Here is a 13744-nt window from a genome sequence, read left to right as displayed (position 1 = left end):
GACCGCCTGTCATGGCCGTAACGATCTTGCTTCTACTGTCGACGAACCAGTGGCAAAGCTAATGTGTTATGTTATAACAAGCCATGTAAGGTCTGCCTGCCAACGAGTTGAACTTGTCCGAGCGCTACTCATTCTCTGATGACGAACATGAGCGTGCCTTCGAGATCGGGCGCGCGCGGGTCAAGCGTGGAGGGCCGGACGCGCCGATCTGTGCCGCTCAAACCCGGCAGGGGAGCCTTTGCAAGAATATTCCGATCCGTGAGGGTAAGGGGCGCTGCCTGCGCCACGCGGGACCGCACGCGGCCCGTGGCACCGAGAGCGCCAATTGAAGGGGCTGGAGACAGGACGGGTCAGCCCCGAGGAGTGGAGTCGCTCGGAGGCGCGCCGTGCGGCCAACAGGCTGTCCCGCGCATGGCGCAAGAATCCATGGTTGCCGGGCACCACGATAGACCTGCAGGAGCACGAGGAGAGCTTGCGGGCGGACCTCATAGCACGGGGTGTCCCTGACGACCTGCGGGGGCTCGCTCCGGCCATTGCCGACTGGCTAAGGTGGAGGTTCCGCCGGCTCCAAGTCGACAGAACGGACGTCGCGCGTTGGGAAAGGGTGCTGAGCCACGATTTGCCCCTCCGTGTGAAGAATGCTGGACCGCCCCCAGCGTCACACAAGTTAGAGATGGAGGTTCCAGGTGGAGGCCCGGCGGGGGGCTGCCTATGGACGCCGGGCGATCACGCCGGGACAGCCTTTTCCAAGCGACAGCAGCCGGATAGGCCTAAGGCTCCCCCCAAGGCCCGAGGGAAGGGGTATCTTCGTCCGGGGCGGCCGCGGACGCGGACGGCAGACGTGGATGAGATGGCGGATTTGATGGCAGTTTACCGAAGCTGCCGGGAGACTGTCGCGCCGATGATGGAACGCTGCCGCACGTCCGGGGATCAGGTTGCCCTGTTGCGTGCCCTTCGGGATGTTGTTCGGCAACCTGCTGATCGCGCAGCTCAGGGTCGCTGGCTTGAGGTCGTCGGACGGTTCAGCCCCCGTTGAATGGTGCGGGAGTCTTGCGGGACTTCTTGTCTGCACCCGGTGACATCGCGGAAAGAATTCTAATGTCCGGGCAGGGGGGTATGGTGTTCTTCAAAACCCGATTATTCTTCTGCGGTGCGGGAGCTGCCGCCTAATAGGTAACGGTGGTCCCGCACCCCCCGCGCTTTGAGCGCGCGGGGTCCGTAGGACCTCCCTTCCCCTGTTGCCTGCGTGCGGGACCGCGCGGGAGTTTTGCGGGAGTTTTGCGGGAGTTGCGGTCTGGTATGATCGAGTATGGAACGGCCCCACTGCCGGGTCGTCCCAAGGGTGTTCGCGGCGCGCGCTGCGCCTATTCATCGTCGGCTGCGTCCAGCACGTCGCCCGGGACCGGATCCTCCCCCGCCGCGATGTGCGGGGCGTCTTTGCGGTCAGGTCCCTTTTCTTTGGTCTCGCACAGCCACCCTTCCTGCAATCCCTTGTCGATCACGGCGGACACCTCGCGGCGATTTTGGATGTGATCAGCCTCGCGCTGCTCAACTTTGATGCCATGCAGCCCGAGTTCCAGCCCCAGTTCTTCTGCGATCAAGTACCCAATCCAGCCTTGCGCTGCCGCCCTTGCGCGGCGCTGCGTCGCCGGTGCCGCTGCAACAGCATTGTGGATCTGGAGAGCCTCCTGGTGGGTGACGTTGCCACGCGGACTCGGGGGAACCCACCGTTCGACGGTTTGGACATCGTCGCCCTTCGGATAGTCTTGGGTGCCATTCCGGAGATTGACGGAAGCCAAGTGCAACCACCGCGCGTCGTCAATCGGGGCGAGGTTAGCCTTTCCGTTGTCGACCCGGATATAGAACCTGCGCTCGCCGGTGGGGATACCTAGCGTTTTGGCGTCATTCACCGTAGCAGGGCGTAGCTGGCGCACTACGCGCGCGCCATCAACAAGCGCGGAGGCGCCACGTGCTGCGCCAGCGCCTGCGGCATCCATGTCCCTAGCGGCAGCCTTGCTTGCATGGTGAACAAGACAGATCGCCACTCCAGTCCGCTCTGCGATCTCGCGAAGCGCCCCCATTAGCAGATTTGCGGCTTCGTTCGAATTTTCAGGCAGCGTGTGCATGGCACCGAGCGGATCAAGGATCAGCACCTCGATCCCGACCTTTTCCACCTCCGCTATCAGGGATTCTAAAGCCTCCTGGTTAATCGTGATCCCGTCGCGGCCGTCGCTTGCGAGCTTCAGGGGTAAATCCCGCCCTGAGGTCAGAATAAGCCGCCTGCCGAGGTCCAAATGGGTGATGCCATGATGCTCCATCGTGGCTGCGACACGCCGCAACTGCTCGTTCTTGTCGTCCTCCGCGTTGTGATACCATACGCGCAAAGCATGGTGTGGCGTGTCACCACCAATGAGGGTCTTTCCGGAAGCCATCGCGACAGCCTCTGTCATAGCAAGCGCAGACTTACCCGTTCCGCCAGGTGCGACCAGAACCGAAACATTTCCTGCGAAGTAGGCCCTGCCGTAGAGCCACCGCCTTGGAGGAAGGTTCGAAATCTGGAAGGGCTGGATGGGCTGCAATTGGAAGGCGGAGGGGATGGGCGGAAAAGCGCTTTTGGCCTCCGCTTCTTTGACACGTTTCCGTCCCGCCGGGTTGTGCTGTTCAAGCATGCCCATCAGCGTTCCCCAGCCCGTAGACGGCTGCTTGATACTATCCCACATTTTCTCGTCCGCAGCTGGGTCAACAGCGCCGATCCACTTGTCGCACCATTCCAGCCAGATCTCCCGACCTTCAGCCTCCATTTCTCCGACCCTAGCAGCGCCCTTCACGGCATAGGCGAGAGAGCACCAGTCGCCACGGTCATCAAAAGGGCCGTCGTTGGGCATTTCCTGCATCGCCAGGCGCAAGAGGTCCGCGCTCGGTGCGGCCCACCCGATCTTTGTTCCTGTCCGGTCTACCCCGGCCGCGCCACCTGACTTCCGGCCGGGCAGGGCAAGGCGATGTGCCACGTCCCTGAGGGCATCTGAAATCTCGACAACCGAATGTGGTGCATTGGACAAAGGCTCGCTTTGCTGCACAGGACGCGCCAAAATGGGGATAGCGCCACGAGCGCGTTTGCTCTTAGTGGGCAGGTTCACCGTGTAGGGCAGGCGGGCAATGCGGGGCAGGTCAGAGACGTTGTCTGACCCCAGCGCTGCCATTGCGCCCGCCAGCGGCGCAACGGATGCCTCAAGGACTTCACCGGCGACTTCTTCTACAGCGTAATGAACATGAAACCCGTTGCCAGTCTCTACAAAGAGGATCGGGCCCAGATTTTCCAATTCCGCACGCGTCCGGGTCCAGTCTACGTCGCTGTCGGGAGCGTCCTTCATATCAATGTCCACAAAGGCTGACCGGCGGCGCACGACATCCTTTGCCTGAGCTGCCTGGTTCGTCCCCGCCAGTTCGCTGGAGCGCGGGTTGACGCCGAAATACAGATTGCGGCGGCCGTTATGCGCCTGAATGAACGCGATCAGCTCCCCATGACCCACCTCAGTGAACGGGTCCGCGCAAAGGATGTGTGGCGGCCCGTCTTCGGGATCCAAAGCAGTGAGCTGCACCACGTCACCGGGGCGGAACAAGGGTTTGATTGACGCCAGAACCTTCTCTGCGACCTCTGGGGCAGCAAGCGCGCTGACGATTGCTGTCTGCATCTTGTCAGCGAAGCCAAGCGCCAACCACGCTTTCAAATTGGTGGTCAGACTTTCCGGGACCAGATTGGACTTCACAGCGCCCTGGCCGACCTTCAACCAAGCGCTGGAGTCGTCCTCGGGAAAGGCAATGATGTTGTCGGTTTCGGCAAGGTGGGATTGCATATGCTGATGGGGCATGTTATTGATTTCATTAGACATAGTTTATCTCCACGGCTCGTCTCGTGCAGGAGACGGGCCGTTTCTTTTTGGAGTTGTGAGTTTCAGACCGGGTGGAGCGCGCTCAGGCTCAGAACGGCAACTCGTCGACCGAGATACCGGCCGACTGTGCTGCGACGCGGGTCAGATGGCCGATGATGTCGCTTCCCTTCCAACGCACGGTGCGCGGGCCGATCTTCTGCGGTTTCGGGAAGTTTCCGTCCCGCATCCACGAATAGAGCGTGGAGATATGGACGCCCAGAAGGGCTGTCACTTCGCGGGCGTTGTAGAGACGGTCATGACGGAGTTCGGGAATATTATGCACTTCGTGGGGCACAATGAACCTCGTATTTGGAATACGGCGGGGTGCGCGGAGGCACGGGTTCGCGGGGCAGGCGGTCCCCATCTTTGTCGCCCTAAGGGGAGGCGAGCACCTCATTGTTTTGCGCCTATGTATAGAATACTAGCATGCGCGAAGAAATACGCAAGTATTTGTTTTCGTTGTCTGTTTTGTCAAAGATCCGAGCGTTGCTTCCCGGTTCAGCGGTCCCTTTGTGGGCTTTGACCATTCATGAAGGATTCCCATTCCTCCATCAGTTTGCGCCGCCGGTCGAAAGCGTCGCCGCGTCGGTAGGCGGCATCCACCTTGTCTCCAATCGTGTGTGCAAGGGCGGAGCGGATCGTGCCATAGGCCGCGTCGGTGCAATCTTCGGCCCAATCCCGGAAGGTGGATCTGAAACCGTGAACGGTGATGCCGGTTCGACCCATGCGTTTCAGTACGGCGGCCAGCGTCATGTCCGACATTGGTCGCCCTGCCCGAGCACCTGGAAACACCAGAGCTGCCTCACCTCTCTCGCCCGAGGGGCGGAAGGCCTGCATCTGCCGTAGGATTTCAAGTGCACGGGCCGTCATCGGCACGCGGTGGTCCCGCTTCGCCTTCATCCTGCTGCCGGGGATCGTCCAACGCGCATCGTCCATGTCGATTTCCGACCATGTCGCGCCCCGAACTTCGCCTGACCTGGACGCGTTCAGGATGGTGAACTCCAGGGCCAGCGCCGCGATCCCATAACGCGTCCGCAGGTCTTCGATGAAGGCGGGAAGGTCTTTCCAAGGCAGGGCGTTGTGGTGGCCGCGATTGGACTTGGGCACTCTGGGCAGCAGGTTGGACAGATGACCTTTCCATCTCGCGGGATTGTCCCCCGTTCGCAGTCCGGACGCGGATGCTGCGTCGAGCAATCGCTCGATGCGCCCCCGGACGCGGGTTGCTGTCTCGTGCTTGTCCATCCAGATCGGCCTGAGGATGTTCAGAACGTCTTCGGTGGTGATGTCTGATAGGGCCGTATCCCGGATCGGTGCCGCGTAGGTCGCAATCGTGTTGCGCCATTGCTGGCGGTGTTTGGGGTTGCTGTATTGGCTCAGGTTCGCGTCCAGCCAGGTGTCGGCGAAGTCGCCGAACGTTGTGGGCGCGGCCCGCAGCGCTTCGGCCCGTTGGCGCTCGGCTTCCTCGTCACGATGCTGGATCGGGTCGATCCCTTGCCGCACCAGCCGTCGGGCTGCGTCCGCGGCGTCTCGGGCATCGGCCAGCGTGACCTTGCCCCGCCCCCCTGCCGGACCAAGCCCCATTTCGCGGCGTTTGCCGGTCAGTGGTGACTTGAAACGGAGCAGCCAACGCTTTCCGCCATTTGTGGAGATGTGAAGGATCAGTCCGCCACCGTCCGTGTAGTAGCCGGTTTCGGTAGCCGTTTCGACCTGACGAGCAGACAGACGATTGATGGAGCGGGAACGTTTCGTCATGGCGTTGATGGACCTTGCTTGGGGAATGTAGGTGCCCCCGGTAGATCCCCTGCCTGAATCATTTCCTGGGCGGAAATGGAATGGAATCCAACTTTGAATGACGTCAGGACGTCAGGGATGTGCGTGGTCTCAATCATTTCGCGGAGCAAGGGGGCATATCAGGGCGTGCCCCCTTATCTGCCCCCTTAATGGGTCCGATTGCAAGAGAATTCATCCGAAGATAGAGTGAGTAATAAGAGAAAATATTACTAATAAAGAGATACATAATAACTAGATAATGGACTCTGTCAGATCATATTCTAACAAAAAATGGCGGACTTCGTCTCCGCCACTTGCCCTCGCGAAAGCGTTCTCCCGATCCGGCTGCGGCGGGATTTTTCCGTTGTATCCGAGGGTTATGCGGGGAGGGCTGAGCACTGGCTCGGGCAATCGTGGGCCGGAAGCGGTCTCTGAGAGCCGATATGACCTGCCACTGAACTTTCATCCGTTCGGAACCGGAGCCCTTTGGGTTGATACGCCGATTGGCGCGGGTGGAGCAACCGACAGCCGCGCGGAGCTTTCAGATCGCGCAGCGTGGGTGTCGGTTGCGGTGATCAGGCGCTCGGCGAACGCCTTGGGCGAGTTTCGCCGCGACGTGGGTCTGCTAGCGGTCACATCCGCCGATCGTCTCAACGCGGGATGGACGGCGGCGCAGACTGCGCGCGAAGCCGGGCAAATGCACTCGCGAAGCCATATCGAACGGCTACTGGACGGCATTCCGCCCCATTGCGCTTTCGTGACCGTTACCGACGCGCATCCGGTAACGCTGGGCTGGATCGGATCCGTCGCAGGGCATCGCACGAGATCCCTCGGAGTCGAGCATTTTGGGCAGACCGGAACGATCGCCGAGCTTTACCGCCACTACGGGATCGACAAAGACGCGATAATCCGAGCGGTCGAGGCGATGACAAAAGGTCGGCCGATGACGCACCTGAAGGCGGTCTGATGCCAATCTCGCGGCGTGCGATGGAACCCCTGATGGCCGCAAACGCTCGAGATGCGAAGCTACGCAATCCCAACAGCGCAGCAGCGCTGAGGCGAGCGGAGGAGGACGGTGCAGTCTTGCTGGCGACGGACCGCAAGACCGCGATAAATCATGACACCGGTATGGGGCCTGCCTTCGAAGCGCACCGTGACGATGGGCTCGCCACGTTGCGGACCCTGTCCGATGTCGTCATGAATCACCGAGTATAGTGCCCTAACGTCGTGGGACGTGTCATTTGTCCAACGTAAGGAAAACGTGATGCGACGTTCCAAGAAACAAGTTTGCGGCGATTAACATAGGTCTTATTGTGTCGCGCGGGAACAACTCCATCTTCCGGTCGGGGCAAGGCAGATGTTAGGGTTCGGAGTAATGCGCCATGGGTGATACAGTCTACTCGAGCACACGACGTTACGAGACTGCGGCGCCTCGCTGGGGCGACAAGATGCGGACGCTCGGTTATTACGATGCCTATCTTGGGTTCCTGACGGATCGTGACGAGAAACCTCACGCTGCGGCGCGCATTGTCGATGTCGGCGCCGGTACGGCAGCGTTCTCTGAGGCCTATGTCGCTTGCCGGGAAAGACCGGTTTCATTGACGCTCCTAGACCCTAGCCTTGCAATGCTGAAGCGCGGCGAAGCGGCCCTCCAAAACCGTGGAATGGAGCCGCAACTTGTGCAGGGGCTACTTGGCGAGACCGAACTTGAGCCGTTCGATGTTGTCCTCGCAGCGCATGTGATCGAGCACTGTAGCGACCCTGACGTGGCTTTGCGGGATATGGGCAAGCTCCTGCGTCCCGGTGGATTGCTTTACCTTGTCGTCTCTAAACCCCACTGGTGCAACTCGATCATTTGGTTGCAATGGCGTCACAGGACGTTCCGGAAAGAGCAACTTCTCGAACTCTTACAGATGGCGGGCTTCGAGGTTGAACGCACGTATTCCTTTCCTGCCGGTCCACCGTCGCGAACCAGTATGGGGGTTGTGGCAATCCGATCCACCTGACTGTGAGAAGGTCAAGCCGCTATCACGAAATTGGGGCGACCGACTACCTTCTGACTCATTCCGGCGCGGACAGCTCATGAGAGTTCTGAAACATGGTCTTGCCCCTAGTTTGATCGCTAGAGGCCGCGGCGCGTCGTCGCCTTGCTTACGGCAGTTTGGCTGACGGCCTCGCGAAGGTCAGATTTGATGGGGCAGTCTCAGCATGTGTCCATCATTAGTCGAGGCCACGTGACGCTCTACCGAAAAATGCTTCTTTAGTTGTGAAACCCTACACGGCACTCGATGCCCTTTTCCAATTGAGAGCTGACACTCCGATCATTTGGTCACGTAGTACACCCGGTTTTTTTGTCGCCGCTAAGGCGAATGGCCGCGCATGAACCCCGCGGGTCCATTACTTCAATGACTAAGTTGGTGGAGAACGTTTGATCCCAGTCCCGTCCCCTGCGCCATCCAACTTCTTCTTATACAGCCTGATCCTGTGTCCTGTGTCCTGTGAACGGTGTGCACGGTGTCTTTAGGGCTGGTGATAGCATGGCGCGGTGGCGGCCTCGTCTTGCCATATTGGAACCACATTGTTGGTGTCAGGTGCTGCAAACAATAACGAGCAGACCGAACCAGGGGGCTTCCAATGGCCTTTGTTACCGCAGCCGAAACCCCGCGCCACGCCCGCCTTGCGCCGTGGCTTTTCACGTTGACGATCTTTCTCAGCGCCGCGTTGCTGTTTTTCGTGCAGCCGCTTTTCGCGCGGGTCGTCTTGCCCGCGATCGGCGGATCGCCCGCTGTCTGGACGACGGCCATGCTGTTCTTTCAAACGGTGCTTTTGGGCGGCTACCTTTATGCGCATCTCTCGACCCGTTACCTTTCGGTTCCGGTCCAAGTCATCCTGCACCTTGCGATCTGGGGGGCGGCGCTGGCATTCCTGCCGCCTGCCCTGCCAGAGGGTTGGGAGCTTGATGCGGGGCGCCCCGTTGCCCTGCAGACCTTGGGTCTTTTCGCGCTGGGGGTCGGCGTTCCTTTTGCGCTCCTGTCATCCAACGCCCCGCTGATCCAGTCCTGGTACGCGCGCTCGGGCGGCCCCTCGGCGGAGGATCCCTATTTCCTGTATGGGGCCTCGAACCTTGGGTCCATGTTGGCCCTGCTGGCCTTTCCACTGCTGGCAGAGCCGCTCTTCGGTGCATCCGAGATCGCGCTGGGCTTTGCCGCCGGGTTCGTGGCGCTGGGGCTGGGGCTGGCCACCTGTGGCGGGCTGGTCTTTGGCCGAAGCCGCGCGAAGCCGGACGCGCCGCGTGTCGATCGCGCGGGCCCTAACCTGCCTGTCATGCTCTATTGGGCGGTGCTTGCCTTCGTGCCGTCCTCGCTGATGCTGGCTGTCACCTCGAAGATCAGCACCGATATCGGCGCGGTGCCGCTGGTCTGGGTGGTCCCGCTGGCCTTGTTCCTGCTCAGTTTCGTCCTGTCCTTTCGCAATGTCACCCCGGTGGCGGGGCAGGGGTTCACTCGTCTGACCCAGCTGGCCGGCGTCGCCGCGCTCTGCCTGATGACCGGGGCCTTCGGGGACTACCTCTCGCCCATTGCCACGGTGGTTCTGGTGCTGTGTTTCTTCGCCATTGCGATCTGGGCGCATCGGGCGCTCTACGAGGTGCGCCCTGACTCCGGTCACCTGACGACCTTCTATGTCGTGATGTCCATCGGTGGTGCGATGGGCGGTCTGTTCAACTCGATCCTTGGCCTGGTGCTGTTCACCGATCATGTCGAGGGGGTTGTGACATTGCTGGTCCTGCTGCTTCTGGTCTTTGGCAAGACATTGGGGCTGACCGGGGCCCATGCGCGGCGTGGTGTCGCGCTTGGTCTGCCTGCTGGCGTGGCCGCGACCGGCATCGCGCTTGCCGGTGCCGGGGCGCCGCTGGTTCTGGGCGGGGCAATACTGGCGGGAATCGCGGGTCTTGTCCTGATTAGGCCCGCTTTGCCGGCCCTGCTGGTGGCGGCGGGGTGCGTGGCGATCCTGCCTGTCTGGATCGCCGTCCCGGATGACAGGCTGTTTGCCGATCGCAGCTTCTTCGGCCTGCACCGCGTGATCGAGCAGGACGGGATCCGGCTTTATACAAACGGCACCACCGTGCATGGGGCGCAACGCCTTGCAGACATCGGCGCGGAGCGCCCCCTGCCCATCACCTATTATCACCCGGCTGCGCCGATGGGGCAGGTGATGCGATCCGTGGTCGGCCAGAAGGCCGAGCGTGTCGGGATCGTCGGGCAGGGCATCGGGTCGCTGGCCTGTTATGCGCGCGAAGGTCAGGAGTGGCACTTCTACGAGATCGACGCGATGGTCGACCGGGTCGCCCGTGATCCCGCCCTTTTCAGCTTCCTGTCGGCCTGCACCCCGAATGCGCCGACGCATCTGGGCGATGCGCGGGTGATCCTGGCGGGACAGTCCGATCTGGCCTTCGATGTGCTGGTGATCGACGCCTATTCTTCGGACGCGGTGCCGGTGCACCTGACCACGCGCGAGGCGATGGAGCTCTACCTCGACCGTCTGGCGCCCGGTGGCGTGCTGCTGTTCCACATTTCCAACCGGTATTACGATATCGGCCTGCCGCTGGCGCGGTCGGCCGAGGCGCTGGGCGTTCATGCCTGGCGGCAGTTGTCCTCCGATGATGCCTCCGACGACCCTGGTTACCGTCAGAGCGATGTGGCGATGATCGCCCGCGATCCGGCGGATGTGGCCGCGCTGATCGAGACGGGCGCGTGGCAGAGGCTACGCTCGGACAGCGGCCCGGTCTGGACCGATGACAAGGCCAATCCCTTGTCGATCCTCAAGCCGGGCGCCTTCACGCACTGAACGCGCAGGTCACCGGGCGACGATGACTTGCGTGCCCGCCGCATCGCAGGCTTGCGCAAGATCCGGAGTAAGCGATGCATCGGTGACGACCATGTTCATATCTGAAAGCGCGGCGATGCGGGCGGGCGCGCTGCGGGCGAACTTGGCGTGATCCGCCACCAGAATGGTCTTGCGGGCCTGCCGCAGGGCGGTCTGGCTGACGATCACCTCTTGCAGGTCGAAATCCAGCATGTCGCCGCCGGCGTCCAGCGCCGAACAGCCGATCACGGCCATGTCGAACCGGAACCGCCGCAGGGTCTCTGCGGCCAGTGTACCGACCAAGCCTCCGTCGGCGGGGCGCAGGTGCCCGCCGGTGAGGATGATTTCGCAACCGGTGTTGCTGGCAAGGATATTTGCCACGTTCATGTTGTTCGTCACCACCATGAGGTTCTCGTGGTGCAGCAATTCCTGCGCCACGGCTTCGGTGGTGGTTCCGATATTCAGGAACAGGGAACTTCCGTCGGGAATTTCGGACGCACAGGCCCGGGCGATGGCGCGCTTGCCCTCTGCATTGAGCGACCGGCGTTCCTCGTAACGGATATTGCTGGTGCCGGATGGCAGCACCGCGCCACCATGGACGCGTTCGAGCCGTCCGGCCTCTGCCAGATCCGTCAGGTCGCGGCGGATGGTCTGCAAGGTAACGCCGAAATGGTTCGCCAGGCCTTCGACCGTAACCTTGCCCTCGCGCCGCGCGATATCGAGGATTTCGGGATGGCGAAAACTCTGAGTCATGGCGCGACCTGTTCCTTGGTTCGCTGGTCAGAATTGGTGCTTTCGGGGGTCATGACAAGCGCAAAAACGAACATAAACGAATATTGTTTATGTTCGCAATCTGCGCTAGGTAACCGCACAGGAAGCAGATCGCTCATTTCAGGAGAGTCCCTTGGCGCAGACCGATCCATCCGATCTTTTCATCATCGGCGGCGGCATCAACGGCTGTGGTATCGCCCGTGATGCGGCTGGCCGTGGGCTTTCCGTAACGCTGGCCGAGATGAATGACCTTGCCTCGGCCACGTCTTCGGCATCGACCAAGCTGTTCCATGGCGGGTTGCGTTACCTGGAATATTTCGAGTTTCGCCTGGTGCGCGAGGCGCTGATCGAGCGGGAAACCCTGCTGCGCGCCATGCCGCATATCAGTTGGCCCATGCGATTTGTCCTGCCCTATCACAAGGACATGCGGTTCGAGGCGGACACGCCGACCTCGAAACTGTTGTCGTTCTTCATGCCCTGGATGAAGGGGCGGCGACCTGCCTGGCTGATCCGGCTGGGGCTGTTCCTTTACGACCATCTGGGCGGGCGCAAGATTCTGCCGGGAACCGCGACACTGGACCTGACCGCTGCGCCCGAGGGCGCACCGTTGCAGGACAGGTTTGCCAAGGCCTACGAATATTCCGATTGCTGGGTCGAGGATTCAAGGCTGGTCGTGCTGAACGCCCGCGACGCCGAGGCGCGTGGCGCCCGTATCCTGACCCGGACCGAGGTGGTGAGCGCGTTGCGTGAAGGCGATCTCTGGCGGATCGAAACCCGCGATACCGACACCGGGGAAACGGCAACCCATCACGCGCGCATGCTGGTGAATGCGGCCGGTCCCTGGGTCGGTGACGTGATCCAGACCAAGGTGCGTTCGAATTCCAGCGACGGTGTGCGCCTCGTGCGGGGCAGCCATATCGTGACCCGCAAGCTCTACGATCACGAAAAGTGCTATTTCTTCCAGGGCAAGGATGGCCGGATCATCTTCGCGATCCCCTACGAGCGGGATTTCACCCTGATCGGCACCACGGACGCGGAACACGACGACCCTTCGAAGAAACCGGAATGCACACCTGACGAACGCCGCTACCTGCTGGATTTCGCCAACCAGTATTTCAAGCAGGACCTAAACGACGACGACATCGTCTGGACCTATTCCGGCGTGCGGCCGCTCTACGATGATGGGGCCAGCAGCGCGACCGCGGCGACACGGGACTACACGCTCAAGGTGGAAACCGAGGGCGGCGCGCCAATGCTCAATGTCTTCGGTGGCAAGATCACCACCTATCGTCGACTGGCGGAAAGCGCGCTGGAAAAGATCGGCGGGCATCTGAAGGTGGCGAAAGGGCCGTGGACCGCCGGGGTTCCGTTGCCGGGCGGCGATTTCCCGGTGGACGGGGTGGCTGACCTGATCGCCGGCCTGCGCCGGGACTATCCGTTCCTGACCGAGGATTGGGCCCTGCGTCTGGTCCGTGCCTATGGCACCGAGGCCCGCACCATTCTTGGGGCCGCGCAAAGCGCCGACGACCTCGGCCGGAATTTCGGCGCGACCCTCACCGAGGCGGAACTGCGCTGGCTGATGCGCCAGGAATTTGCCCACCATGCCGAAGACGTGGTCTGGCGGCGCAACAAGTTGGGCCTTCGGCTGAGTGATGAGCAGGTCGAGGCGATCGAGGCGTGGATGCAAAGGGCGCGGGCCGAAGCCCGCTGATGCGCCTGCCTTAGCCCTTGCGACCCGACTGGATGTCGCCGGTCGTGAGCACCGGCGAGGCGTCGATGTCCTGTGCATCCAGCATGTCGGCCACCCTTTCAAGAGATGAGACAAGCTGGGCCTGTTCCCAGTCGCGCAGTCGGGCGAAGGCGGCGACATAGCGCTGTTGCAGGGCGTCCGGCGCATTCTCCAGGTGGGCACTGCCGACTTGAGTGGCCACGATATTCGTCTGCCGGCGGTCCTGTTCCGACGGAATCCGTTCGACCATACCGCGTGCAACCAGCTTGTCGACCAGCGCCGTGACGGTGGCCTGGCTGACCCCCATCTGGTTTGCCAGCGCCTTGGGGGTCACGCTGCGCCTTTCCGCGACGATCTGGAGCACGCGCAGTTGTGCGGGGCTTAGCCCGACGGCCTGCGCCAGATCCCGTGCGAACAACTCGGTCGCCCGAAGGATTCGCCGCAAGGCGATCAGGCTTTCATCTGTGCGGTCCGGGGCCGATATCGACATGGGCGGATTATTGCATAGCCGTGCTGAATCCTTCAATCGGCTAAATAACGTCGCAATACCTTCAGCAATCGAAGCAAATATATGAGAGATGACCAAGGAACACCTAAACGTTTAGGTGTTAAAATCACGCTATAAGCGGCTTTCTGGCCGTAAATATGGTTTGAAGGTTGAATTATTTGCGGGGATACCCTA

At 61.5% G+C, this 13744-nt stretch carries 10 protein-coding genes; 5 read left to right on the top strand and 5 right to left on the bottom strand.

Annotated features, from left to right (window positions below; genetic code table 11):
- Positions 1–113 precede the first annotated feature (113 nt).
- Entirely contained in the window at positions 114–329 is a 216-nt protein-coding gene (locus tag DFK10_RS16195; RefSeq protein ID WP_146193223.1) for a hypothetical protein, read from the top strand.
- Positions 330–1364: 1035 nt separating this feature from the next.
- Here the strand turns inward: DFK10_RS16195 and DFK10_RS04375 are convergent.
- The 3 genes from DFK10_RS04375 to DFK10_RS04365 all read right to left on the bottom strand — a co-directional run bounded on the left by DFK10_RS04375 (position 1365) and on the right by DFK10_RS04365 (position 5681).
- On the bottom strand, positions 1365–3890 hold the full coding sequence (locus DFK10_RS04375; protein WP_109386966.1) for an AAA family ATPase: 2526 nt from the start codon (positions 3888–3890) through the stop codon (positions 1365–1367).
- Positions 3891–3978: 88 nt separating this feature from the next.
- The gene (locus DFK10_RS04370) at positions 3979–4212 is read right to left on the bottom strand and encodes a helix-turn-helix transcriptional regulator (RefSeq protein ID WP_235866764.1); all 234 of its coding nucleotides are present in this window, start codon (positions 4210–4212) and stop codon (positions 3979–3981) included.
- Positions 4213–4427: 215 nt separating this feature from the next.
- Positions 4428–5681, bottom strand: a complete 1254-nt coding sequence (locus DFK10_RS04365) for a tyrosine-type recombinase/integrase (RefSeq protein ID WP_109386962.1) — start codon at positions 5679–5681, stop codon at positions 4428–4430.
- A gap of 715 nt (positions 5682–6396) precedes the next feature.
- Between DFK10_RS04365 and DFK10_RS04360 the strand changes: the two genes are divergently transcribed.
- The 3 genes from DFK10_RS04360 to DFK10_RS04345 all read left to right on the top strand — a co-directional run bounded on the left by DFK10_RS04360 (position 6397) and on the right by DFK10_RS04345 (position 10544).
- A complete protein-coding gene (locus DFK10_RS04360; RefSeq protein ID WP_217810055.1) occupies positions 6397–6666 on the top strand; it encodes a hypothetical protein in 270 nt (89 codons plus the stop codon).
- 415 nt (positions 6667–7081) lie between these two features.
- Positions 7082–7705 carry a class I SAM-dependent methyltransferase gene (locus DFK10_RS04350; protein WP_235866763.1) on the top strand — a complete coding sequence of 208 codons (624 nt, stop codon included), beginning with the start codon at positions 7082–7084 and terminating at the stop codon, positions 7703–7705.
- Positions 7706–8333: 628 nt separating this feature from the next.
- Entirely contained in the window at positions 8334–10544 is a 2211-nt protein-coding gene (locus DFK10_RS04345) for a fused MFS/spermidine synthase (RefSeq protein ID WP_109386959.1), read from the top strand.
- 9 nt (positions 10545–10553) lie between these two features.
- Here DFK10_RS04345 and DFK10_RS04340 read toward each other — a convergent pair whose 3' ends face one another.
- Entirely contained in the window at positions 10554–11315 is a 762-nt protein-coding gene (locus DFK10_RS04340) for a DeoR/GlpR family DNA-binding transcription regulator (RefSeq protein WP_109386957.1), read from the bottom strand.
- A gap of 151 nt (positions 11316–11466) precedes the next feature.
- Between DFK10_RS04340 and glpD the strand changes: the two genes are divergently transcribed.
- Positions 11467–13044 carry a glycerol-3-phosphate dehydrogenase gene (glpD, locus tag DFK10_RS04335; RefSeq protein ID WP_109386955.1) on the top strand — a complete coding sequence of 526 codons (1578 nt, stop codon included), beginning with the start codon at positions 11467–11469 and terminating at the stop codon, positions 13042–13044.
- Between the two features lie 10 nt (positions 13045–13054).
- Here glpD and DFK10_RS04330 read toward each other — a convergent pair whose 3' ends face one another.
- The gene (locus DFK10_RS04330; RefSeq protein ID WP_109386953.1) at positions 13055–13552 is read right to left on the bottom strand and encodes a MarR family winged helix-turn-helix transcriptional regulator; all 498 of its coding nucleotides are present in this window, start codon (positions 13550–13552) and stop codon (positions 13055–13057) included.
- Positions 13553–13744: the final 192 nt, after the last annotated feature.

It is taken from the genome of Salibaculum griseiflavum (genome assembly GCF_003129565.1).
GTDB lineage: Bacteria > Pseudomonadota > Alphaproteobacteria > Rhodobacterales > Rhodobacteraceae > Salibaculum > Salibaculum griseiflavum.
Note: the sequence above shows the minus strand (reverse complement) of the source record. Positions and strands in the feature narration are given on the sequence as shown.